This is a genomic window from Noviherbaspirillum sp. (assembly GCF_035254865.1).
Taxonomy (GTDB): Bacteria; Pseudomonadota; Gammaproteobacteria; order Burkholderiales; family Burkholderiaceae_D; genus Noviherbaspirillum.
The window spans coordinates 18,799-39,960 of the sequence record NZ_DATFAF010000012.1 but is presented as its reverse complement, the minus strand read 5'-3'; the positions used below and the strand labels follow the sequence as shown (position 1 = coordinate 39,960).

Below are 21,162 nucleotides of genomic sequence, written 5' to 3'. Positions count from 1 at the left end.
TGTCCGAAATAATCGCTTCGACATGCGGACGCAAGGAGTGTGGTGAACGATGGATATCGACTTCCAGGATAGATTCGAGTTGGACGAAGACGATCTGGACTCTGTATTTTTTTATGCGACGTGTGACGGTGCGCCCATTCAGATCCGCGTGGATGCGGGCGCGCTTCGCATTGTTGCGCCCGGCAACATTAGGGAGGACGCCAGCGATCAATTTCTCGATAGCCGTGCCCGTTTCGAAGCGCTTGCCGCCAGGCTCATCCAGCAAGGGCGCGCGCAGGACGGCTATCTGGAGATCACTGCCACGGATGTAGCCGAGGCGGAAAGCGGCAACTAGCACTGCCTCTTATAAAAATGCCGCAAGTCTCCGGATTTTGAGCGGGATCAATCGAATAATAATGAGAAGGATTTCATTGGATAGCAGGCCAGCGCCGGAGGTCCAATTCGATGTCGCTCCGCGATGTTCCACACAAGGCAAACGGCTTCTGAAAGATGTCCGGTGCTCGGCGCAGAACGGAGACACATCAGGTAAGCAATTGCCCTCGGTGATCGCACGGTTCCATCCACCAGGGCTGCTTCATGAATATTTACAAAGGAAAACGATCATGCGTTTTTCTATCTTTGGTGCTTTCAAAGTCTGCACACTCCTTGCGATCGGAATCTGGAGCACAGATATATTCGCGGCGCCGATGGGGCCGACGCAGTCGGAGCTTGATCACGCCGCCGACGGCAAGGATACCTGGCTCATGACCAACAAAAGCTATGACGGGCAACGTTATGTCGCGCTTGACCAGATCAACACCAGGAACGTCGCTGGCCTGAAAGAGGTCTGCACCCTGGACACCGGCGTGCAGGAGCCGGCGCAGTCCTCGCCGCTGCTCTATGACGGGCGTATCTACTTCACGGCCGGCGCAAGCACTATTGCGATGGATGCGAAAACCTGCAAGGAACTCTGGCGCTACGACTGGCAGCTCAAGGGAAAGATGCTCTCCTCGGTAAATCGCGGACTAGCCATGAAAGACGGCCGGCTGGTGCGCGGGACGCCGGACGGATTTTTGATCGCGCTGTCGATGGCGGACGGCAAGCTCGTCTGGAGCCGGCAAATCACCAGCTACGACGAGAGCCACTACCTCAGCATGCCCGCGATGATCGTCGACAATACGATCATCTACGGCACGGCCGGCGCCGACTGGGGCGGGCAGGGATGGATCGGCGCGTTCAGACTGCAAGACGGTACGGAACTCTGGCGTTATGCGGTGCTGCCGAAACCCAATTCAGAGGCGGCAAAGACTTGGGGCTCTCCCGAAGCGCTGGCCCATGGCGGCGGTAGTTTCTGGACGCCGGTCTCGGTAGATCGCGCAAAGAACATTGTCTTCATTCCAACCGGGAATCCCGCGCCCGACTTCTATGGCGAGGTGCGTCAGGGTGATAACCTCGGCACCAACTCCGCAATTGCACTTGATCTGAAATCCGGAAAAGTAATCTGGGCGAAGCAGTTTGTCGCACACGATACCCATGACTGGGATCTCACCCAAACTGGCCCTCTATTGCATGCGAACGTCAAGGGGAAGATGCGTAACATCATTATGGTCAGCGGCAAGGATGGCCGCTTGCGCGCGGTAGATCGTGATTCAGGGGAAATTCTGTACGATATTCCAATCTCAAAGCAGGAAAATGCCGATAAGGCCACCACCGCAACGCCCACGCACGTATGTCCTGGGCTGCTTGGCGGACAAGAATGGAGCAGTACCGCCTACGATCCCAAGCGCGGGATCACGATCTCGCCCATGGTCGACTGGTGCGGCATGGCCTCTCACATCACCACGCCGCCCGTGCACAAGGTGGGGGAACATTATTACGCCGGCAAGATCGAGCAGGATCCGATCGACCAGGCGAAAGGTGTGCTCGCCGCGGTCGATGTGGCGTCCGGAAAGCTGCGCTGGAAGGTCGAGGGAGGCGGCCCGATGCTAGCCAATGTGACGGCGACGTCGGGAGACGTCGTCTTTGCCGGCGATCTCAAGGGTACGCTTTATGCAGTCGATGCCGACAATGGTAACGTGCTGCTGCGTCGGCCGCTCCCCGCATCGGCGGGCGGCGGCATTTTCACCTATGCGCTGGACAACAAGCAGTACCTGACGGTGATGTCCGGCTCCGTCTCCGGATTTTTTGGTGGCGGACATGAACCGGTCAAACTGACTGTATTGGCATTACCGTAACGGATCGCGGTCTGGATCGATGAAACCGAACGGCGTACCTGGTGCCAGCCGGCCCGGCGATTCGACCGGACACTGATTCGACAGGTAAATCCCGTTCATCAACGAAATCGTCGGCAGGAGATCGATCTCCCATGGCTGAACTCCAGCGCTACGACGCCCTCGTACTCGGCAGCGGCGAATCGGGAAAATACCTGGCATGGGCCATGGCGAAAGCAGGCAGACGCGTCGCCGTGATCGAGCGCCGCTGGATCGGCGGCTCTTGTCCGAACATCGCCTGCCTGCCGAGCAAGAATATCATTTACAGCGCGCACATCGCAGCCTTGTGCCATCGCGGCGCGGAGTTCGGAATCATAGCCGGCCCGGTCGGCATCGACATGGAGATGGTGCGCCAGAGAAAGCGAAAGATGGTTGAGGATCTGATCGCCATCCACCGCAATAATTACGCAACCAGCGGCGCGGAGCTGATCATGGGCGAAGGCCGTTTCACCGCGCCCAAGACCATCGAAGTGCGCTTGCAAGACGGCGACACCCGGCTGCTTGCAGGCGAGCGTATCTACCTGAACACCGGTACACGCGCAGCGATTCCGGATGTGCCGGGGCTGCAGCAGTCCAATCCGCTGACGCACATCGAGGCGTTGGAACTCGATTACATTCCAGAGCACCTGATCGTGCTCGGCGGCGGTTATGTCGGCCTGGAGTTCGCGCAGCCGATGCGCCGCTTCGGTTGCCGCGTGACTGTCGTCGAGCAGGGGCCGCAGATTGCCGGACATGAGGATGGCGATGTTGCGCAAGCACTGATGAAGCGGTTCGAAGAAGATGGCATCGATGTCATGCTCAATACTCGGCCGACCAGGGTCGAGGGGCGTTCCGGGGATAAGGTCCATTTCCAGGTAGATAGCGCGGCCGGTACGCAGACCATCGAAGGCAGCGACATTCTGGTCGCAGCCGGACGCATTCCAAATACCGAGGGAATCGGGCTCGACATTGCGGGCATCGATCTCGATGCGCGCGGTTATATCAAGGTCAACGAACGCCTCGAAACTTCCGCGCCGGATGTCTGGGCAATGGGCGAATGCGCCGGCAGTCCGCAGTTCACGCATGTCGCATTCGACGATTTTCGCGTCGTCCGGGACAACATGCATGGCGGTGATCGCACGACGCGCGATCGTCTTGTGCCGTATTGCATGTTCACCGACCCGGAGCTTGGGCGGGTCGGCCTGAACGAATCCGCAGCGCGGCGCGCCGGCATCGCCTATCGTGTCGCCAGGATTCCGATGGCGGCGGTACTGCGGACACGGACGATCTCCGCAACGGAGGGATTCATGAAGGCGTTGATTGCCGCCGACAGCGATCGCATTCTCGGCTTCACGGCGCTGGGCGCGGGCGCGGGTGAACTGATCGCGGTCGTGCAAACCGCGATGCTGGCCAAGCTGCCGTACACAGCCTTGCGCGACGCCATTCTGACGCATCCGACGATAGCCGAGGGACTTACCGTCCTGTTCGCGAATGAGCCGGTTCTGCCTGATAAGGCACATTGAATCCGGTGCGCAGCAAATGTCCGTTCCGTAACGGGACGACAGGAGGTCTTGACATGGGAGCCTTGGTACTACGGTGCGGCAAGCTGTTCGATGGTGTGGCTGACCAGTTGACGGGCCCGGTCGAAATTCTCGTGGACGGCGATCGTATCGCCGAGATCGGCCCCTCGGTACGCCGGCCAGCCGATGCGCAGACGATTGATCTTTCGGAGCGCACCGTGAGTCCCGGGTTCATTGACACGCATGTGCATCTGACGATGGATGCCGCCGATCTGGCTCAACAGACGCTGCAATCATCCGCAGCCAAGGCGCTCAAGGGGCTGAACATTGCCCGCGACTACATGCGTTATGGCTTCACGACGCTGCGCGACATGGGCTGTGCCGATCCGGAATTTCCCACCGTCGACCTGCGCAACGCGCTCGCCGCCGGCCTCGTCGAGGGACCGCGGCTGATCGTGGCCGCGCATATCATCAGTGCCTCTGCCGGCCATGGCGACCTGCGCGGGTTCTACGCGCCCCGTTGGAACATTCCCGTCTCCGCCATCGCCGACGACGCGGGTACGATCAAGGCCCTGGTGCGCCGCGAGCACACCTTTGGCAGCGACTGGATCAAGACGACCAACACGGGGGGCTATTTCAGCCCAGGCGACGATCCGGCCCGCGTAACGTGGTTCGACGATGAAATGACTATCCTTGCGGCCACTGCGCGGCAGTTGGGCATGCCGGTGGCGGTGCACACCGGCGCCGCCGACGGCTGCAAGCAAGCCATCCGCGCGGGCGCGCGCAGCCTGGAACATGCTTACCTGATCGACGCCGATGCGCTGGCGATGGCAAAGCAGGCCGGCATCTACCTGGTCCCAACCATGCAGATGACCCAGGAGGATTTGCACGCATTGCACGCCAACACTCTGCCGTGCCAGGCGGTCTGGAAATTCGGCCGCGACAATGCGCAGATCCTGGCGTCCCAGCGCCTGATTGCCGGCAGCGACGTGAACATCGCCTACGGCACCGATTGCGGCATGTTTCCTTTCAGCCACGGCATCCTGGAATTCCAGGCAATGGTGGCGGCGGGTCTTGCACCCATTCGCGCGCTCAAGACCGCGACCAGCGTCGCTGCGGAATTGCTCGGTCAGCACGATATCGGCGTGCTTGCGGTCGACAGGCACGCCGATATCGTTGCCATGCCGGGCGACCCATTGGCCGACATCAGCGTGACGGCCAATGTCGATTTCGTCATGAAGAGCGGCGTGGTCTATCGCAGCCCAACGGCACGGCAGACGACGTGACATGGAGCAAGGAGAATGCCAGATGAATAATCATTTGCTTGATTACACGGGCAAGGTCGTCCTGGTTACGGGTGCGGCCAGCGGAATCGGCCGAGCGACAGCCCTCGCCTTTGCACGGCAGGGCGCCAAACTCTGCATCGGTGACGTCAGCGCCGCTGCCGGCGACACTGTGGAGTTGATCAGGAAGGAGGGCGGCGAGGCGCAATTTGTGCACACGGATGTCACGCAGGCCGTGTCGGTCGAAGCTTTGGTGCAAGCCACGGTGAAAGCCTACGGCACCCTGGATTGCGCCTTCAACAATTCCGGAATCCTTCCACCCACCAAGCCCCTGGCAGAGATGGAGGAATCCGATTTCGACAAGGTCATCGCTGTCGATCTCCGTGGCGTGTTCTTGTGCTTGAAGTATGAAATCCGCCAGATGTCGAAGACGGGCAGCGGTGCGATCGTGAACACCGCCTCGGTGGCCGGCATGATCGGCGATCCCGGCATGGCGCCCTATGTGGCCGCCAAGCATGGCGTCATCGGCTTGACCAGGGCGGCCGCCGTCGATTACGCATCAAAAGGTATCCGCATTAATGCCGTGGCGCCGGGGCTGGTCGAAACCCCCATGACTGCGGGCTGGCTGAACGACCCGGCCTATCGCCAGATGGTGGTCGGCAATGTCCCCCTGGGACGCCCCGCACAGCCGGAGGAGATTGCAGGGATGGTGCTGTTCCTCTGCTCGCCCTCGGCCAGTTTTGCCACAGGCGGGGTGTTTGCCGTGGATGGGGCGCAGACGGCGCATTGAACGACATTGATACAGGAGAAAGAGATGGCTCAACGTGTTTTAGTGACGGCCGGAGCGGCCGGCATCGGAAAGGAAATCGCCCGGACATTCGCCGCGAATGGCGCCGCGGTCTGCGTCTGCGACATCAATGCCCAGGCATTGGATGCAGCCGCGAAAGAGATTCCCGGCCTGAAGACCATCGTCTGCGACATATCGCAACGCCAGGACATCGAGCGCATGGTTCCCGCTGCCGTCGCGGCGCTGGGAGGACTTGACGTCCTGGTGAACAACGCCGGCATTGCCGGTCCCACCGCGCCGGTCGAGGATACCAATCCCGACCAATGGGAGGCGGTCATGACCATCGATGTGATCGGCACGTACCACGTCACGCGCCTTGCCATTCCGCATCTGAAAAAGTCGCCGGCCGGAAGCATCATCGTCATGTCGTCGGTCGGCGGGCGCTTCGGCTATCCGAACCGCAGCGCGTACTGCACCGCGAAGATGGGGCTGATCGGCTTCGCGAAGACCCTTTCGCGCGAACTGGGCCAGTACAACATCCGCTGCAATGCCATCGCACCGGGCGCAGTGGGCGGCGAGCGCATCGAACGCGTTCTGCAGGGGCGTGCCGACGTGGAACACAAGACGCTGGAAGAAGAGCGGGAGGCCGCCATGAGCATCCAGTCTCTCAAGCGTTTCGTCGATCCGAAGGATATTGCCGCCTTGATCTTGTTTCTGACGTCGGATGCGGGGAAGTCGATTTCCGGGCAGGTCCTGCCTATCGACAACGATGCGCAGACTTCGTCCTGACGGCCCTGACCACGCACGAGCCCAGGAGAGTCATCATGAAAAAAACATTGCGCGAGCAACTGATCGGCGCCTGGAAACCGGTGCGCACCGGGTGGCCGCCGTTCGCATCCGGCGACTGGCTTTGCGGCACCAACTAGGAGGTCAGGAATCATGAAGGCGGACCGAAACCGGCATCGGGCCATGACCGCAAAGGTCCCATCCTCGAACCACGGCACCTCATCACCAAGGAGTTCATCATGACCACATACAAGGTAGGTTACTTCGTCGGCAGCCTCGCGAAAGAGTCAATCAATCGAAAACTGTCGAAAGCATTGGTCAACCTGGCACCGCCAGGATTGAGCATGACCGAGATCCCATTCAAGGATCTGCCGCTGTACAGCTACGACTACGACGCCGACTACCCGCCCGTCGCGCGTGACTTCAAGCAGGCAATCGCCGACGTCGATGCGCTGTTGTTCGTCACTCCGGAATATAACCGTTCGATTCCCGGAGGGCTGAAGAACGCCATCGACTGGGCCAGCCGTCCGTGGGGACAGAATTCCTTTACCGGCAAACCTTCCGCGATCATCGGCGCATCGCCCGGCGCGATCGGCACCGCCCTCGCGCAACAAAGCCTGCGCGGCGTGCTCTGCTTTTGCAATTCGCCGCTGATGAATACCATCGAGGCATACATCCACTTTACGCCGGGTATGATCACCGACGACGGCCAGGTTACCGAGGATGCGACCGTCAAGTTCCTGAGCAACTACATGGAGGAATTCCATACCTTCATCGTGCGCGTCGAAAAGGCGTTGTCACCGAATGATTGAATGGGGATCAACGTCGGGGAAATGGATGAATCACGAGAGAAAGGGATCGATGATGGACAACCGCACTATGAAAGTGCCTCAGCATGAGGCATCAAGATTCATACTTCTCCGTCCAGAGCGAGGTTGATCATGGCGATCCTGTCCGCCGGATGTGTGGCGCCGGATTTCACGCTGCACTCGACACCTGACCAGAGCGTGTCGTTGTCCGATTTCCGGAGCCGCAACGTGATTCTGGTTTTCTATCCCGCAGACTGGAGTCCGGTTTGCAGCGACCAGCTCGCGTTGTATAACGAATTGCTGGGCGAATTCGGCAAATACAACGCACAACTGCTGGCGATCTCGGTCGATGGCGTGTGGAGCCACTCCGCACTGGCGCGCGACCGCAAGTATCACTTCCCTCTGTTGTCGGATTTCGAGCCGAAGGGCGCGGTCGCCCGGCAATACGGCGTATATGACGAAAAGGCCGGGGTGGCCGAACGCGCGTTGTTCGTCATCGATGCGGACGGCGTCATACGCTGGAGCTATTTGTCGCCGATGGGTGTCAATCCGGGCGCTGCCGGCATCCTCAATGCGCTGGATAGCCTTGCCTCCAAGGACGCTGACAAGCGGGGGACGCCATGAACAGCAACGCTCCCGATCTGACTGTGCCGGTATCGGCTGACGATCACATCCAAGGCCACGCCAATGCTCCGGTCACCCTGGTCGAGTACGGCGACTATCAATGCCCCGCATGCGGCATGGCCTATCCGCTGATCAAGCGCATCCAGCGTGAGTCTGGATCTTACCTGCGCTTCGTTTTCCGCAACTTCCCCTTGACCAATGTGCATCCGCTGGCGCACCCGGCAGCGCAGTGCGCCGAGGCGGCCGCCTCGGTGAGCAAATTCTGGCCCATGCACGACTGGCTCTACGAGAACCAGGAAGCGTGGAGCGCCTACGGAGCAGAAGGGTTGGAAGCAGGATTTCAGGCACTCGGCATCGACGAATCGGCAGTTGTGCGCGCAATGCGCGGGCCCAAGATCGACGGACGCATCCATGCCGATTTCATGGGCGGCGTGCGCAGCGGAGTCAATGGCACGCCATGTTTCTTCATTAATGGTTATCGTTATGAAGGCGATTTCGGCGAGTTGAATGTTGCCATCGCAGATTTGATTACCCGGATATGACGGGGCATCGACTATGACGCGGTATTGAAAAAAGCAAGGAGCGAAAGATGAAACCTCGAAGCATTGTCGGGTGCCTGATCGCCGCGACATTGGGTGGCATCATTGCGTCATCCGCTTCGACCCCGCTTACCGCTTCAGCGATCACCGTTTCCCCGGCGAAGCTGCCGCGCATCGCCACAGTCGACGAGCGGTATCAGTCATACAACGTCGAAATGGCCGAGATAATCGGTGCCAAATTTTGGAAGCCGTACGACATGTACGACAAGCAGGGCAAGGCTGTCCCGGATGTCGGCGCCTCTCCCGCGGCATCCAAGACGGAGGGCGCAGCCCCACAGGCTGGACAGAACCCGGCGATGTTCGAGGAGCGGCCACCCATCGACCTGACTAATCCACGCCTACGCAAGTTGGCGTCTGCGCTCGGTCCGGCTTACGTGCGCGTAAGCGGATCATGGGCCAACTCCGTTTTTTTCCACGACTCGGACACGCCTGCTCCGCAGGCTGCGCCCGAGGGCTTCCGGGGCGTGTTGACGCGCCCCCAATGGAAAGGCGTTATTGATTTCGCGCATGCGGTGAATGCAGCGCTGGTCACGTCTTTTGCTATCAGTGCGGGTGTACGCAACGCCTCCGGCGTGTGGACGCCGGATCAGGCGCGGCGCATTCTTTCCTATACGAGCTCAGTCGGCGGCAATATCGTTGCGGCGGAAATGTTCAACGAGCCGTCCATTCCGGTGTTTGGAGGCGCGCCTGCAGGCTACGACGCCGAATCGTATGCGCATGACTTCGCCGTCTTCAAGCCGTTCGCCAAGGCGGCAGCACCCGACATGCTGATCGTTGGCCCCGGGTCAGTGGGCGAGGGCGGTACGGCGCCAGTCGTCCCGGGAGACATGCTGCTCAAGACCGAAGACATTCTGTCCGCGACGCCGCAGCCTGTGTTCGATGTCTACTCGTATCATTCATACGCAGCAGCTTCGCAGCGCTGCGTGTCGCTGGGCGCCTTGTCGCAAACAACCGCAGCCGCGGCAATGTCGGAACAGTGGCTTGCCCGCCCGGACGCCATCTACAGCTTCTATATCGGCCTACGCAATCGGTTCGAACCGACCAGCAAGGGCGTGTGGGTGACGGAAACCGCCGATTCAGCGTGCGGCGGCAATCCATGGGCAGCAACGTTTCTCGACAGCTTTCGCTACCTGGATCGGTTAGGCCGCCTGGCAAAGAAAGGCGTCACGGTCAGCTTCCACAATACGCTGGCGTCGAGCGAATATGGATTGCTTGATCAGAAAACCTTTGCGCCGCGGCCGAACTATTGGGCCGCGCTGCTATGGCACAGATTGATGGGCTCTACCGTGCTTGATGCCGGAGCGTCCCAGCCGGGACTGCATCTGTATGCGCATTGCATGCGCGACCGCCCCGGCGGCGTGACGCTGCTGGCGATCAACAACAGCCGGACGCAGCAGGAATCGCTTCAACTTCCGGTGGCAGCGGAGCGCTACACGCTCGCTGCGCGTACGCCGGAAGACAGCCGAGTGCAGGTGAATGGACGCGAGCTTGCGCTGACCGCCGACGATGCGCTTCCATTGCTGCAAGGCGCGCATGTTGTTGCCGGCCAGGTGACGTTTGCGCCGGCGAGCATCACTTTCCTGGCCGTGGCGGATGCTGGAAATGCGAGCTGTCTACGGCATTGAAGCTGAGGCGGTGACGTGCAGGAAAGGGCGCGATGCGTCGCGATAGGGAATACGCCCGCGTATGTCCGGCAGCGCTTCATCGCGGAATCCGCGGTCCATGAAAAATTCCGGGAGGTACCCATGCCGGATCGAAATGCAGGATTGAGCAAGGACTTCATCGAGCAGCAACGCAAGCGCCTCGAAGCACTGCGGGCGCAGCTGCTTGGCGGTGAAGCCAAGGCGCTCGCGAATTTACGAAGGCTACAGGAAGAGCGCGGCGAAGAGGCGCGGGAATTCGAAGACAGGGCGCAGGACATGGAACAAAACGAGGTCTATCAGGCGTTGCACGATGTCGACAAGCAGCGGTTAAACCGTATCGACCGCGCACTGCAAAAGATCGCCGAAGGCACGTATGGTATCTCCGACGTGAGTGGCGAGCCGATACCGAAAGCCAGACTCGACGAGGTTCCGGAAGCGCTGGTCGCGGTTCAGGACGAGACACGTGAGGAAGGAGAGTGAACTGCGCGCCGCTCCGACGTACGGAAGTCAGCGCGCCGACGCCGGAACGGTAAGGCGCCACAGCGAGGTGGCTTCCGCTGCATGGGCAGCAACGTGTGTATGGCGCATGCTGGCCAATGACTTCCCACCGTGGGAGACGGTGTATTACTGGTTCCGGCGGCTGATGCGGTGGCGTCGCCTGGTGCGTGACTATGAACAAAGAATCAATGTCTCGCAGAACATGATTTTCGTCGCGATGGGGGCTTTGTTTATGCGGCGCCTATTTCCATGGAGTTTTTAAACAGTCACTTAGCCCGACTTTAGCCATTCAAGCAGCGTCGTTGAGCGAATCGATGAAGCGTTCGAATAGCGCACGCGAAATGTCAATCATGGCGCGTGATATGAGGACAGTTAATCCCTTTGATGACAGGAGTCTGAATCTTTGCAGACCCCGTAATATCCAACCAAATTGACGCGCCTCATAGCGGCTGCCTTCTTGATACTCAAATTTTCCCGATGCCAGCAGAATTATTGTTGAGCACGTTCATGTTCAAGTAGAAAACTTCAATAGAAAAAGCGGTTCGAATATATTGTCTTGCGCTTTTTCGCCGATATGCCTTTCGGAATTTCGATGATGAATCCAGCAACTACAATGCCAGCAGCGTTTATCGGACACGGCAACCCGATGAACACATTGGAGACCAACCGGTTTACTGCTGCATGGCGTGAACTGGGGCGAGCGCTACCGCGACCGCGCGCCGTGCTCGCCATTTCAGCACATTGGTTTATTAACAGTAGTGCGGTGACAGCAATGCCGAACCCCAGAGTCATCCACGACTTCTATGGATTTCCCAAACCCTTGTTTGATTTTGACTACCCTGCGAAGGGCGCTCCTGATGTGGCCGAGGAAATTGCGGACATTGTGCGGCCAGACTACGTTGCTCTTGACCGCGATAGCTGGGGCTTGGACCACGGTACGTGGTCTGTGTTGGCACATGTCTTTCCGAAGGCAGACATCCCGGTTGTGCAACTTTCTGTGCACGCTGGCGAAGGCTTGCCATACCACCTTCATCTGGGCGAGAGATTAGCTCCATTGCGTGAGCGCGGGATTTTCATTTTGGGAAGTGGAAACGTCGTCCATAACCTCCGCCTTATCAACTGGCATCTCGCTGATCAAGCGTTTGACTGGGCGATGGACTTTGATGCGGAAGTCCGGAAGCTAATGACGACGAGCCCGGGGAGCCTGGCAAACATCCTTAAGCACGCGGAGTATCGCAGGGCAGTACCGACTCCCGAGCATTTTCTTCCATTGGCTTATCTGGCCGGTCTGGCCGCGCTGGCGAAACAAACGCCTGAAGTGCTTGTTGACGGCGGTACCATGGGGTCTCTCACCATGACATCTTTTGTGCTGGGGTGTGCAGGGGTGTCCCCGCCCGATGTGCAAAAAGCAGGCGTGCCTATGCCAAATCCCCAAGAGGTGCCGCCCCAAGACACTAATATTTGATGGGTTGGACATTGCCATAGGAGCCACAACTTTTACGTCTTAAATGATGATGCTCGGCGGATTCTCCAAAAAAACCGCATATGCGGCACGTGTAAGGACACGCTCCAGCGTGCTGCCATCGGCCAGCTCGAGTCGAAGTTCCAGATCTCCAGCGTGATTTTTTTGGAGAACATAGACCCGCGTCACGGCAATCAGCTCGAAATAGTCGCCACTCGGTTTTTTGTAATACATGTTTGCTCCATGGGTGAAGTGAACGTGGCATTTGCCGAGGCAACCATGGCCGCCCGGCAGTCACTGAAAAGAAGGCTGCATTGTCAGTAGCCGAACGTGAAACGTTGTCAGACATGCGCAGGGCGCGCCAGTTCGTCGATCGTCGCAACTGCATAATCCTGCACCGACATGCTGCTGCGGCCATTGGGATTGAACAACAACGAGTCGCTTCCCAAGCGGAACTTGCGGGTGCACTGGCCTGGTTGCATTTCTGCAGAAGGCTAGCAGGCTGTTGAAAAACGTAGCGAGCGGGGCGAGATTGGGGCCGGAGAGCGCGCGAACAGAGTGGTACCCAGAGCACCGCAGGCCCCAAGGTCGACCCGCGCAGTAGTTTTTCAACAGCCTGCTAGAGCGCATTCCCCCTGTTCTGCGTGCCGATGCCGGCTTCCTTGCCCCCGGCACTGCGTTGCAGTCGCATGCCTTGGCTTCGCCATTTCACGCGGGGTGCGTATTCTCGACGGAAATCCGCTTTGATCTCGACCCAGCGTCCTGCGATGGAGCTATCCTCAAACACGCGCCTATTTCAGTGTCCTTGCACGACAATTCAGTATAGGTTTGAGATTCCTATTCGGGAAAGCAAACGTTTTATATTTGCGGCAGAAAATGGCGCGGCTTTGACCTCCATGGTCCGGCCATACTCGTCGATGGAACAAAACCGGCATATTCCTGTCTTCGCAAAAGGCTCGATGCTTGGCCAAGCACCCTCGTAATGCACTCGTGGTATCGCAGCATTAACCCTATTTATGTATGAGACTGCAGCATCGAGATGCGTGCAGCCGGAAAGGCAAGGCATGAGCATGCAATCGATGCGCTCCGCCAATCAGGTACTGGCGAACCTGAACAATCTGCTGCCGGACCTGGAGGCGCTGTACACCGATATACACGCGCATCCCGAATTGTCGATGCAGGAAACTCGCACGGCGAGCCTGGCGGCAGACCGATTGCGCGCAGCCGGCTATGAAGTGACGACGGGTGTCGGAAAAACCGGCGTCGTCGGCCTGCTGCGCAACGGCGCCGGACCGACGTCGGCCAGCGAGGATTTCGGGTCGTTCGGCGCCGAGTGGCTCGGATCGGCTTACCCAGGTTGCAGCCGGCGACGAATACGGCGGCAGTGCAGATATGCATGGGGCGGAACGCAGGAAAGAAGGAATTAGCGAAAAAGAATCGCGCCATAGCGACAAGTCATATCGAGCAAACCATGCGGCCATCTCCCCTTGCCGGAATTTTTCTTCTGCTTTCTGGCATCGCATTTTCGCACCCTCTGCCGGAAACGCTGGGCGACTGCGCGCGTATCGCCGACAACAGCCGACGGCTTGACTGTTTTGACCGGCTAGCTGCGGCGCAGGGCAAGGAAGAAGCCGAAAAGGAGAATCGGCGCATGGCACCGATTCCTGTGCCGCCCGCGGCAGCTGGCGTGCAAAACGGGCAATGGCTTGCACAACATTGGGAATTGGGTCCGGCGAATAAGCGCGGCCTGTTCGCCTTCCGACCGCATCAGGACAACTACGTTCTCCTTGCCAACTACAGCTTCGCACCCAACGCCGCTCCATTCAGCCCGCTTGCCGGCCTGGTACCGCAAGACGATGGCCTTTCTCATACAGAGCTGAAATTCCAGCTGGGCTTCAAGATGAAACTATTGGAAAACCTGGCGCCGACGCACACCGACCTGTGGCTTGGCTATACCCAGCAAAGCAACTGGCAGGCATATAACCGCAAGGCCTCGAGCCCGTTTCGAGAAACGGATTACCAACCGGAGCTGATGGCGGTAACGCCAATCGACTTCCGCGTGTTGGGGATGCATGCACGTTTTGTGAATGTCGGCCTGGCTCACCAGTCCAATGGCCGGGCGTCGGCATTGTCGCGCAGCTGGAACCGGATCTATGTCCAAGCCGGACTGGAAAAAGGCAATTTCATCTTGCTAGGGCGAGTCTGGAAGCGTCTGCCCGAAAGCACCGGCGGCGACGACAATCTGGACATTCTTGACTTCATGGGTTATGGCGATGTCAGCGCCACCTATCGATGGCGAGGGCAGAAATTTTCGGCGCTCGTCAGACATAACTTCCGCACCGACCGGGGCGCGCTGCAACTCGGATGGGCGTTTCCCCTGGTTGAGCATCTCAAGGGATACGTGCAGGTATTTTCAGGATATGGGCAAAGCCTGATCGACTATAACTACTCGCAAAAAACGATCGGGCTGGGCGTGCTGATCGATTATTAGGATACATTGAATGCTTGGGCCTCGCGCATCGGATAGGCACTTCACGCTCTGCATCGACTCGGTTGGGTAGCCGCACATGCGCATCGAGCAAGAAATTCCGCCTGGATGCCGGCCAGAATGTCCCGCCGGTCTCTCGCAATCGCGAAAAGTCGTCTATGCCGCGATCGTCGCGAATGTCGCCATTGCGATCAGCAAGTTTGTCGCAGCTGGCATGACCGGCAGCGCAGCGATGCTGGCCGAAGGCGTTCATTCCGCAGTCGATACTGGCAATGAATTTCTCCTGTTGCTCGGAATGAAGCATAGCGAAAAGCCGCCCGATGAATGGCATCCTTTTGGCTATGGAAAGGTCTTATATTTTTGGGCGTTGATTGTCGCGCTTTCCGTGTTTTCACTGGGCGGGGGCATATCGATTTATCACGGGGTAGTCGCTTTAAGAAATCTCCCGGCCCTGGAAGATCCAACGTGGAACTACGTCGTGCTGACTCTCGCCGCGCTGTTTGAGGGCTATAGCTGGAACAAGTCGCGAAAGGAGCTTAATGAACGGCGTCGCACGGACGAGAGCCTGTGGCAGGCCGTACGTCGTAGCAAGGATGCTTCCGTATTCACGGTATTCATTGAAGATTCCGCCGCATTGATCGGTATCGCCGTTGCCAGTTCTGGAATCTGGCTGGGCCATCAATTCCATAACCCGTATATCGATCCGGTGGCATCGGTGATTATAGGCCTGGTACTAGTCGCGGCCGCATTCGCGCTCGCCCGCGAAACAGGGGGATTGCTGGTTGGAGAAAGCATCGACCGCGATCAAATTCTGAAGTTGAAGGAAATGATTTCCAGCGAGCCAGCGGTAGAAAAAGTCGGCCATCTCCTCACCATGCAACTCGGCCCGGATCATGTATTGCTCACCGCCGCGGTGCGCTTCAGGCGCGGCCTCGGCATCAATGAACTGGAGCAAGCAATTGACCGGCTGGAGTGCGCCATAAAGGCCGAATATCCATCGGTCCACCACATATTTCTCGAAACCGGTTCGTTCAGATCATCGTTCCGATCGTAGACATTAAGGCGTGAAAGATTGCTTACGCTTTGCCTTTATTCCGGAAATCGAACCGGCCGATGCAGACAGCATGGCCGTTCCTCCGCGCATCCTGCTTCGCCATCCCGACCTGACCCAGTTCGGGGGAGATGAAGATCTCCTACAGGATGATGCACTTGGTCGTCCGCGCTGCGTGCTAGTTATTTTTCAGGGCGTTCGAAGAATTGGCTTTTGGTTTCGTATGCGTGGATGGCCAGCTCTGCGCCGTCGAACAGGAGCACGAAACTGCGCAGCCGCTCAATTGCAGGATGCCAGAAAAAATGGGGATCGACGTCCCGGAACTGGATAAACCTCGAGAGAAATAGATTGGCGATGAGCATATCGACTTCCGAATGAGGAAGTAAAGTAATGATCGCAGGCCAATTGTTTGATTTCCATAAATCTGCGGTTGGCACTGAGGCAGGTCAAATAGTCCCAATATCGGAACGACTCGCTACCGAGTAGTGGACTACCTTGTAGAAGTCGCGCTTTTCCGTTTCAGCTCACCACAGTGCAGGAGGGGCATGCTCTGTACAAAGCCTGTTATCGCCTATCGTACCCCTTTGGTTCACGTTTCTTTGGGAGAGCATTGGTGTGCATCACTTAGAGCCTATCTTCGCGTCCGCCTAGGGATGCATTACATGTCAACTTGGCCAAGATGGAGAATTTTCGATGTCTGAATTAGTGGCTGTCGCGTTCGATAGCATTACTGAGGCGGAACAGGTGCTCGCCGAGCTCAAGCGCCTTCAAAAGGAATACCTGATCGATTTCGAAGATGCTGTCATTGCCGTTCGGCGCCCGGACGGTGAAGTCGATCTCCGGCAAAGCGTCAATTTGATGGGCATCAGTGCGGCGGGTGGCGGGCTGTGGGGCAGCTTGTGGGGCGCGCTGGTGGGGATGCTTTTCCTTAATCCTTTGGTAGGCTTTGCCATCGGCGCGGCAGTCGGCGCCGGCAGCGGCGCGCTGGCCGGTAAGCTCAACGATTACGGGATCAATGATGATTTCATGAGAAATCTTTCCCAGGCGCTCAAGCCCAATACCTCGGCGCTGTTCGTTTTGATCCGAAAGGTGCAGCCCGAGAAAGTGCTCAATGAGCTGTCGCGCTTTCGCGGCCATGTGCTTCGTTCTTCGCTGTCACCCGAGCAGGAGTCCAGGCTCCAGGCTGCGCTCTCGTCGACATCTGCGACGTCTGGTACCGCATCCGGTACGCCATCACCGCCAATGCACCCTTGAGGGGAAGACCATTCAGACCAGCGTGCCGGGCATTTGGACGGTGGGCAAACGAAGCAACGGGTCTCGCCGCATGCCATCTTTTCCGATCCGAAGCTTGGGCGGGTCGGGATGACGGAAGCGGAAGGACGCGAGGCCAGCCATGCAGTCCGCGTCGGCCGGTTCGACTTCAAGGGCTATGGCAAGGCAAACGAAATGGGGGAATCCGAAGGCACGATTCAAGTCCATCTAATGTTCGAGGATGCTTGCATGAGCCAATATCAGATCGTCGTCGGCAGCCTGCTCGAGGATTCATTCGAGCACAAGCTGGCGAACGCCCGTTTCAAGCTTGAGCCATCGGGGCGTGTGCTCATGCCATGAATGAAGCGCGTTGCCGTTTCTGATCCGCGAGCCTGCTGATGCTCGGCGCCGATTCTGTGCTTGCAGCGGAAATACCGGTGGGGCTCCAGGAGTGCGCGGGAATCCGGGAGCGCTCCGACGCTGATATCCAGCCTAAAAGGATATGTGCAATATTTTTCGGGCTATGGCTACAGCTTGATCGACTATAACGCTTATCAGCGCGTCTTCGGATTAGGAATATATATCGAATTCCGATAGCTTCCGGGGAAAGGTTCCTCACCTCCAGGACCTTGTCCGGCCAGCCGGATTCCCTCGCACAAGGCCGACGAAAGCGATTTTTTCATAACCGGGAAACCGCCACCTGTCCATGCGTTCAAAAGAAAAATCGCGTTGCGGCGACAGCCGTCTGGACGAGGAGATTCTATGATGAACAGCTTTAATGCACGTTCGTCCCTGCAAGTGGGCAGACGCGAATTTGAAATTTACCGAATCGATGCCCTCAAAAGCGTCGGCATCGATGTGGACCGCCTTCCGTATTCGTTGAAGATTCTGCTTGAGAATCTGTTGAGGCACGAGGATGGCGTGACCGTGACCGCGGACGACATTCGCGCCTTGGCCATGTGGGATCCGAAATCCCGTTCAGACAAGGAAATTTCCTTCATGCCGGCACGGGTGCTGCTCCAGGATTTCACCGGCGTGCCGGCGCTGGTGGATCTGGCGGCCATGCGCGATGCGATGGCCGAACTCGGCGGCGATCCCCAAAAGATCAATCCGCTTCTACCGGTAGAGCTGGTCATCGACCATTCGATTCAGGTCGACGTATTCGGCACTGCCGACGCCTTCAACCGCAACGAGGAGCTCGATTACAAGCGCAATGAGGAGCGCTACAAGTTCATCAAGTGGGGAAACAAGGCCTTCCGCAACTTTGCCGCCACGCCGCCGAACGCCGGGATATGTCATCAGGTGAATCTCGAGTTCCTCGCGCGCGTCGTCTTTGGCGGCGATGACGCGGCCCGGTTCAATGGTGGACCGCCGCTGGCATACCCCGATACCCTGATCGGCACCGACTCGCATACGCCCATGGTCAACGGCTTGGGCGTGCTTGGATGGGGAGTAGGCGGCATCGAGGCGGAAGCCGCGATGCTGGGTCAGCCGATTTCCATGCTCATTCCTCAGATCGTCGGATTCCGCCTGACGGGCGCGCTGCGCGAGGGGACGACGGCGACCGATCTGGTGCTGACTGTGGCTGAAATGCTGCGCAAGAAAGGCGTGGTAGGCCAGTTCGTGGAATTCTACGGGCCCGGCATTTCGAGCCTTTCGGTTGCGGACCGCGCAACGGTCGGCAACATGTCGCCGGAATACGGCTCGACCTGCACAATATTTCCTGTCGATCAGACGACGCTGGATTATCTGCGTTTCACCGGCCGGTCCGAAGAGCGCATCGCGCTTGTCGAGGCTTACATGAAAGAGCAGGGGCTGTTCCACACTGTCAATACGCCGGAGCCTGTTTTCACCGACACTTTGGAACTGGATTTGGACACCGTAGAGGCCAGCATAGCTGGGCCCCGTCGCCCACAAGACCGCATTCCTCTCGGCCTGGCCAAAAACGCTTTTCAATCGGCGCTTACCTCGCTGTTGCCGCCTCGGCCGTCGCCCAAATCGCAGACGGGGAGCGCGACGGGCAGAGAGGAGCATGGCCATGTTGTGGGAACATGGGGCGAAGGAAGCTATCAGGATGTGCCGGAGATGACGGAGTACAAGATCGGTGAGGAGATTCACCAGCTCCGCCACGGTTCGGTGGTCATCGCCGCCATCACGAGTTGCACCAATACCTCCAATCCATCAGTGATGATCGCGGCCGGGCTGCTGGCGCGCAACGCGGCGCAGAAGGGCCTGCGACGCAAACCGTGGGTGAAAACCTCGCTTGCGCCGGGATCGAGAGTGGTGACTGATTACTATGACAAGGCCGGATTGACCCCCCACCTGGAGACGCTCGGTTTCTATCTGGCCGGCTACGGCTGCACCACCTGCATCGGCAACTCCGGGCCGCTGCCGGCGGAAGTCTCCGAAGCGATCGAGCGGCACGGCCTGGTCGTTGCCTCGGTGCTGTCCGGGAATCGCAACTTCGAAGGCCGCATCCATTCCGAAGTACGCGCGAATTTCCTGATGTCGCCGCCCTTGGTGGTCGCCTTTGCGATAGCGGGGCGGATCGATATCAACCTGTATGCCGAACCCTTGGGACACGACTCATCTGGGCAGCCGGTGTTCCTGCGCGACATCTGGCCAGCGCCGGCAGAGGTGGAGCGCGTGATCCGCGAATCGGTCAGTTCCGAGATGTTCGATCGTAACTACCGGAAGATCCACGAGGGCGATGGGCGCTGGAACGTGCTCGAGGTGAAGGCAAACGAGCGTTATTCATGGGAGACCGCGTCCACCTATCTGCGCAAGCCGCCATACTTCGAGGGGATGCCGAAGGAGGCGCCGCAATCGGTGGCCGGGATTTCCAGTGCGCGCGCTATCGCGGTGCTGGGCGACAGCGTGACGACGGATCACATTTCTCCTGCCGGCAGCATCAAGAAGGATTCGCCGGCGGGGCGTTTCCTCATCGAGCATGGCGTGGAGCTGAAGGATTTCAATTCCTACGGTTCGCGGCGTGGCAATCATGAAGTGATGGTGCGCGGCACATTCGCCAACGTGCGCATCCGCAACCGCCTGGTGCCGGAGATGGAAGGCCCGTTCACACGGTATCTGCCTACCGGCGAAATCATGCCCATCTATGACGCCGCGATGCGCTATCAGAGTGACGGCACACCGCTGATCGTGCTGGCCGGGAAAGAGTACGGATCGGGATCGAGCCGGGACTGGGCAGCCAAGGGGCCGCAGTTGCAGGGTATCCGGGCGGTCATCGCACAGAGCTATGAACGCATTCACCGCTCCAATCTGATCGGCATGGGGATACTTCCGTTGCAATTTGCTCCCGGCGAGTCCATAGAATCGCTCGCCTTGAGCGGCGAAGAGGTATTTGACATCGTCGGGCTGACCGAGGCGGCGCAGCGCGGCTCCTTGGGCGGCAATACGCTAAAGGTTCACGCCAAGGCTGCCGATGGACGGATAAACGAATTCGAGGTCTGGGTGCGCATAGATACTCCGCAGGAGCTCCTTTATTACCGGCACGGTGGCATTCTCCGGTACGTGTTGCGCCAGCTGCTTTCCGGGAAGGAGCGGCCTGATGTCTTGTCCCCGGCGATGGTTGCAACCCCGCCGCCAGAGCCTGGGCAAAAACCGTCTGATGGCGTAGTCGATGAAGGATCGATCGCATCCTTTCCGGCCAGCGATCCACCGGCATACTAGCAGGCTGTTGAAAAACGTAGCGAGCGGGCCAAGACTGGGACCGAGGAGCGCACGCGTACGATTGCCTCTGGACCAAAGCGCGGCGACGCGCCGTGGCAGGGAACATCGATCACCGCCTTGTTGGCGTCGCTCTTGGCCAGTTCGATTTTCTTGTGCATGGCCTTGTGGAAAAGCGCGTAGGAGCAGCCTTGTCGCGCTTGGCAGTCAGCAAGAAATCGGCGTGCTGCCATCCTTGTCCTTCGCACGGCACGAATGCTTCCAGACACCTTTGACCTTGATGCAGGATTCACCATTATGGTCAAGTCTATGAATGCCACCATCGCTCCGTTTAAACAATAAAGCTGACCTTAAATTTAGGTCAAATGAGTCTGCCCTGTCCTGAAAAATTCCTGCCTGCGCAAGCAGCGGATTCCGCAGGTGCTTGCCGCATCGTCGCCGGCCCC

At 58.7% G+C, this 21,162-nt stretch carries 23 protein-coding genes and 1 pseudogene; 20 read left to right on the top strand and 4 right to left on the bottom strand.

The genetic code is table 11. The features are described 5' to 3' along the window. The first annotated feature begins 49 nt into the window (after nucleotides 1-49). The 13 genes and pseudogenes from VJ651_RS03610 to ygiD all read left to right on the top strand — a co-directional run bounded on the left by VJ651_RS03610 (nucleotide 50) and on the right by ygiD (nucleotide 12,242). Nucleotides 50-334: a DUF1488 family protein gene (locus VJ651_RS03610; protein ID WP_324106116.1), complete on the top strand. Its 285-nt coding sequence runs from the start codon at nucleotides 50-52 to the stop codon at nucleotides 332-334. 268 nt (nucleotides 335-602) lie between these two features. Then, nucleotides 603-2,213, top strand: coding sequence for a pyrroloquinoline quinone-dependent dehydrogenase (locus VJ651_RS03605; protein ID WP_324106115.1), 1,611 nt, complete (start codon nucleotides 603-605; stop codon nucleotides 2,211-2,213). A 131-nt stretch (nucleotides 2,214-2,344) separates the two neighbouring features. Next, a complete protein-coding gene (locus VJ651_RS03600; protein WP_324106114.1) occupies nucleotides 2,345-3,751 on the top strand; it encodes a mercuric reductase in 1,407 nt (468 codons plus the stop codon). Nucleotides 3,752-3,804: 53 nt separating this feature from the next. Continuing rightward, a complete protein-coding gene (locus VJ651_RS03595) occupies nucleotides 3,805-5,034 on the top strand; it encodes an amidohydrolase family protein (protein ID WP_324106113.1) in 1,230 nt (409 codons plus the stop codon). 22 nt (nucleotides 5,035-5,056) lie between these two features. Beyond that, nucleotides 5,057-5,821 carry an SDR family oxidoreductase gene (locus VJ651_RS03590; RefSeq protein ID WP_324106112.1) on the top strand — a complete coding sequence of 255 codons (765 nt, stop codon included), beginning with the start codon at nucleotides 5,057-5,059 and terminating at the stop codon, nucleotides 5,819-5,821. Nucleotides 5,822-5,845: 24 nt separating this feature from the next. Then, nucleotides 5,846-6,607 (top strand): SDR family oxidoreductase, encoded by a 762-nt coding sequence (locus VJ651_RS03585; protein WP_324106111.1) that lies wholly within the window; start codon nucleotides 5,846-5,848, stop codon nucleotides 6,605-6,607. Between the two features lie 236 nt (nucleotides 6,608-6,843). Beyond that, nucleotides 6,844-7,416 carry an NADPH-dependent FMN reductase gene (locus tag VJ651_RS03580; RefSeq protein WP_324106110.1) on the top strand — a complete coding sequence of 191 codons (573 nt, stop codon included), beginning with the start codon at nucleotides 6,844-6,846 and terminating at the stop codon, nucleotides 7,414-7,416. A gap of 129 nt (nucleotides 7,417-7,545) precedes the next feature. Continuing rightward, a complete protein-coding gene (locus VJ651_RS03575; RefSeq protein WP_324106109.1) occupies nucleotides 7,546-8,037 on the top strand; it encodes a redoxin domain-containing protein in 492 nt (163 codons plus the stop codon). Further along, complete coding sequence (locus VJ651_RS03570; protein ID WP_324106108.1) at nucleotides 8,034-8,579, top strand: DsbA family protein; 546 nt, start codon at nucleotides 8,034-8,036, stop codon at nucleotides 8,577-8,579. The genes VJ651_RS03575 and VJ651_RS03570 overlap by 4 nt, the downstream gene beginning before the upstream one ends. 47 nt (nucleotides 8,580-8,626) lie before the next feature. After that, nucleotides 8,627-10,261, top strand: a complete 1,635-nt coding sequence (locus tag VJ651_RS03565; protein ID WP_324106107.1) for a hypothetical protein — start codon at nucleotides 8,627-8,629, stop codon at nucleotides 10,259-10,261. A 141-nt stretch (nucleotides 10,262-10,402) separates the two neighbouring features. Next, complete coding sequence (locus VJ651_RS03560; protein WP_324106106.1) at nucleotides 10,403-10,759, top strand: TraR/DksA family transcriptional regulator; 357 nt, start codon at nucleotides 10,403-10,405, stop codon at nucleotides 10,757-10,759. An 88-nt stretch (nucleotides 10,760-10,847) separates the two neighbouring features. Continuing rightward, nucleotides 10,848-10,928: pseudogene (locus VJ651_RS23590) on the top strand (IS5/IS1182 family transposase); the annotation flags it as partial. A gap of 441 nt (nucleotides 10,929-11,369) precedes the next feature. After that, complete coding sequence (gene ygiD / locus VJ651_RS03555) at nucleotides 11,370-12,242, top strand: 4,5-DOPA dioxygenase extradiol (RefSeq protein ID WP_324106105.1); 873 nt, start codon at nucleotides 11,370-11,372, stop codon at nucleotides 12,240-12,242. Between the two features lie 39 nt (nucleotides 12,243-12,281). On the opposite strand, the gene VJ651_RS03550 is transcribed toward ygiD, so the two are convergent. Both VJ651_RS03550 and VJ651_RS03545 read right to left on the bottom strand, forming a co-directional pair. Next, on the bottom strand, nucleotides 12,282-12,473 hold the full coding sequence (locus VJ651_RS03550) for a hypothetical protein (protein WP_324106104.1): 192 nt from the start codon (nucleotides 12,471-12,473) through the stop codon (nucleotides 12,282-12,284). 107 nt (nucleotides 12,474-12,580) lie between these two features. Next, nucleotides 12,581-12,721 (bottom strand): hypothetical protein, encoded by a 141-nt coding sequence (locus VJ651_RS03545; RefSeq protein ID WP_324106103.1) that lies wholly within the window; start codon nucleotides 12,719-12,721, stop codon nucleotides 12,581-12,583. A 582-nt stretch (nucleotides 12,722-13,303) separates the two neighbouring features. On the opposite strand from VJ651_RS03545, the gene VJ651_RS23585 reads away from it, so the two are divergent. The 3 genes from VJ651_RS23585 (at nucleotide 13,304) to VJ651_RS03530 (ending at nucleotide 15,781) form a co-directional block, all read left to right on the top strand. Continuing rightward, nucleotides 13,304-13,666 (top strand): hypothetical protein, encoded by a 363-nt coding sequence (locus VJ651_RS23585; protein WP_414691301.1) that lies wholly within the window; start codon nucleotides 13,304-13,306, stop codon nucleotides 13,664-13,666. Continuing rightward, nucleotides 13,636-14,730, top strand: a complete 1,095-nt coding sequence (locus VJ651_RS03535; protein WP_324106102.1) for a phospholipase A — start codon at nucleotides 13,636-13,638, stop codon at nucleotides 14,728-14,730. The genes VJ651_RS23585 and VJ651_RS03535 overlap by 31 nt, the downstream gene beginning before the upstream one ends. A gap of 76 nt (nucleotides 14,731-14,806) precedes the next feature. Beyond that, on the top strand, nucleotides 14,807-15,781 hold the full coding sequence (locus VJ651_RS03530; protein ID WP_324106101.1) for a cation diffusion facilitator family transporter: 975 nt from the start codon (nucleotides 14,807-14,809) through the stop codon (nucleotides 15,779-15,781). Between the two features lie 22 nt (nucleotides 15,782-15,803). Here VJ651_RS03530 and VJ651_RS23580 read toward each other — a convergent pair whose 3' ends face one another. Then, nucleotides 15,804-15,911: a hypothetical protein gene (locus VJ651_RS23580; RefSeq protein ID WP_414691304.1), complete on the bottom strand. Its 108-nt coding sequence runs from the start codon at nucleotides 15,909-15,911 to the stop codon at nucleotides 15,804-15,806. Between the two features lie 49 nt (nucleotides 15,912-15,960). After that, the gene (locus VJ651_RS03525; protein ID WP_324106100.1) at nucleotides 15,961-16,140 is read right to left on the bottom strand and encodes a hypothetical protein; all 180 of its coding nucleotides are present in this window, start codon (nucleotides 16,138-16,140) and stop codon (nucleotides 15,961-15,963) included. Between the two features lie 331 nt (nucleotides 16,141-16,471). On the opposite strand from VJ651_RS03525, the gene VJ651_RS03520 reads away from it, so the two are divergent. From VJ651_RS03520 to acnA, 4 genes are all read left to right on the top strand, one after another. Then, nucleotides 16,472-17,032 carry a DUF1269 domain-containing protein gene (locus VJ651_RS03520; RefSeq protein ID WP_324106099.1) on the top strand — a complete coding sequence of 187 codons (561 nt, stop codon included), beginning with the start codon at nucleotides 16,472-16,474 and terminating at the stop codon, nucleotides 17,030-17,032. A gap of 33 nt (nucleotides 17,033-17,065) precedes the next feature. Then, a complete protein-coding gene (locus VJ651_RS03515) occupies nucleotides 17,066-17,389 on the top strand; it encodes a hypothetical protein (protein WP_324106098.1) in 324 nt (107 codons plus the stop codon). A 60-nt stretch (nucleotides 17,390-17,449) separates the two neighbouring features. Continuing rightward, nucleotides 17,450-17,626 carry a phospholipase A gene (locus tag VJ651_RS23575; protein WP_414691300.1) on the top strand — a complete coding sequence of 59 codons (177 nt, stop codon included), beginning with the start codon at nucleotides 17,450-17,452 and terminating at the stop codon, nucleotides 17,624-17,626. A 165-nt stretch (nucleotides 17,627-17,791) separates the two neighbouring features. Next, nucleotides 17,792-20,719: an aconitate hydratase AcnA gene (gene acnA, locus VJ651_RS03510; RefSeq protein WP_324106097.1), complete on the top strand. Its 2,928-nt coding sequence runs from the start codon at nucleotides 17,792-17,794 to the stop codon at nucleotides 20,717-20,719. Nucleotides 20,720-21,162 lie beyond the last annotated feature (443 nt).

Coding starts and splice junctions, on each gene's coding strand:
- VJ651_RS03610 (WP_324106116.1), top strand. CDS start 50: ATGGATATCGACTTCCAGGATAGATTCGAGTTGGACGAAGACGATCTG.
- VJ651_RS03605 (WP_324106115.1), top strand. CDS start 603: ATGCGTTTTTCTATCTTTGGTGCTTTCAAAGTCTGCACACTCCTTGCG.
- VJ651_RS03600 (WP_324106114.1), top strand. CDS start 2,345: ATGGCTGAACTCCAGCGCTACGACGCCCTCGTACTCGGCAGCGGCGAA.
- VJ651_RS03595 (WP_324106113.1), top strand. CDS start 3,805: ATGGGAGCCTTGGTACTACGGTGCGGCAAGCTGTTCGATGGTGTGGCT.
- VJ651_RS03590 (WP_324106112.1), top strand. CDS start 5,057: ATGAATAATCATTTGCTTGATTACACGGGCAAGGTCGTCCTGGTTACG.
- VJ651_RS03585 (WP_324106111.1), top strand. CDS start 5,846: ATGGCTCAACGTGTTTTAGTGACGGCCGGAGCGGCCGGCATCGGAAAG.
- VJ651_RS03580 (WP_324106110.1), top strand. CDS start 6,844: ATGACCACATACAAGGTAGGTTACTTCGTCGGCAGCCTCGCGAAAGAG.
- VJ651_RS03575 (WP_324106109.1), top strand. CDS start 7,546: ATGGCGATCCTGTCCGCCGGATGTGTGGCGCCGGATTTCACGCTGCAC.
- VJ651_RS03570 (WP_324106108.1), top strand. CDS start 8,034: ATGAACAGCAACGCTCCCGATCTGACTGTGCCGGTATCGGCTGACGAT.
- VJ651_RS03565 (WP_324106107.1), top strand. CDS start 8,627: ATGAAACCTCGAAGCATTGTCGGGTGCCTGATCGCCGCGACATTGGGT.
- ygiD (WP_324106105.1), top strand. CDS start 11,370: ATGATGAATCCAGCAACTACAATGCCAGCAGCGTTTATCGGACACGGC.
- VJ651_RS03550 (WP_324106104.1), bottom strand. CDS start 12,473: ATGTATTACAAAAAACCGAGTGGCGACTATTTCGAGCTGATTGCCGTG.
- VJ651_RS03545 (WP_324106103.1), bottom strand. CDS start 12,721: ATGCAACCAGGCCAGTGCACCCGCAAGTTCCGCTTGGGAAGCGACTCG.
- VJ651_RS23585 (WP_414691301.1), top strand. CDS start 13,304: ATGAGCATGCAATCGATGCGCTCCGCCAATCAGGTACTGGCGAACCTG.
- VJ651_RS03535 (WP_324106102.1), top strand. CDS start 13,636: ATGGGGCGGAACGCAGGAAAGAAGGAATTAGCGAAAAAGAATCGCGCC.
- VJ651_RS03530 (WP_324106101.1), top strand. CDS start 14,807: ATGCGCATCGAGCAAGAAATTCCGCCTGGATGCCGGCCAGAATGTCCC.
- VJ651_RS03525 (WP_324106100.1), bottom strand. CDS start 16,140: ATGCTCATCGCCAATCTATTTCTCTCGAGGTTTATCCAGTTCCGGGAC.
- VJ651_RS03520 (WP_324106099.1), top strand. CDS start 16,472: ATGTCTGAATTAGTGGCTGTCGCGTTCGATAGCATTACTGAGGCGGAA.
- acnA (WP_324106097.1), top strand. CDS start 17,792: ATGATGAACAGCTTTAATGCACGTTCGTCCCTGCAAGTGGGCAGACGC.